This window comes from Bartonella sp. MU70NMGDW (assembly GCF_042194085.1).
Classification (GTDB): Bacteria; Pseudomonadota; Alphaproteobacteria; order Rhizobiales; family Rhizobiaceae; genus Bartonella; species Bartonella grahamii.
In genome coordinates this window covers 1-832 of the sequence record NZ_JBHIMK010000514.1, presented here as the reverse complement: position 1 = coordinate 832, position 832 = coordinate 1, and the positions used below count along the sequence as shown (strand labels likewise).

Here is an 832-nt window from a genome sequence, read left to right as displayed (position 1 = left end):
GTCAATTTTCAAATTTTTTAATTGACAAAATAATATCAGTATGTCTATTGTCGAATCAGGTGCTTGAAAAACACCTTAAATGCATAGCGGATGAATTGCCGAAACAGTTTATTTTCCGCACATTAAAGGCTTTGACTCGTTGTATGTTACACGCATATAATGATCTTGTCGGGTGTAGTTACGCTATACAATACTCTTTATGGGGAAAGCGTAACGACGGACTATGCACCGTGTTTTTCAGCACCCGGCATCCTTTATTGGATGTCAATGAAAAACATCTAACTGCATAGGAGTTCATTATGAACACTCTTATTAAAATTACAGAACAAACAATTGATCAGGAAACAGTTCAAACCGTTAATGCGCGTGACTTGCATACATTTTTGGAAAGCAAACAAGATTTCTCTACTTGGATAAAAAAACGCATCATTGCTTATTCTTTTCTTGAAAGGCAAGATTTTATTCGCTTCCACAAAAAAATGGAAGCGAACAATGCTATAGCAGTAGAATATCATCTCACCTTAGATATGGCGAAAGAGCTTTCCATGGTTGAACGTAATAAGAAAGGACGACAGGCACGTCGTTACTTTATTGAGTGTGAGAAAAAACTAAGAAACCAATCTGTTGATTATGATCGTGATACACGCTTTGATTTGCCAAGCTATTGGGAAGGTATGAACGCTGGTGAAAAAGTTTTGTATCTTCTGGGTCCAATTCATGTGCGTCTTCTTGATGCCTTCAGAGTAGATGAAGAGAACAGAAAATACAAAGCCCTCATTAAAGAAGCAAAACAGGTATTAGAAAAATCTATTGTAAAAGCGGCTTAGTTTAA

Annotated in this window: 1 protein-coding gene; it reads left to right on the top strand. The window is 36.4% G+C overall.

The features are described 5' to 3' along the window. The first annotated feature begins 299 nt into the window (after window positions 1-299). The gene (locus ACFIKE_RS11890; RefSeq protein WP_375650153.1) at window positions 300-827 is read left to right on the top strand and encodes an antA/AntB antirepressor family protein; all 528 of its coding nucleotides are present in this window, start codon (window positions 300-302) and stop codon (window positions 825-827) included. Window positions 828-832: the final 5 nt, after the last annotated feature.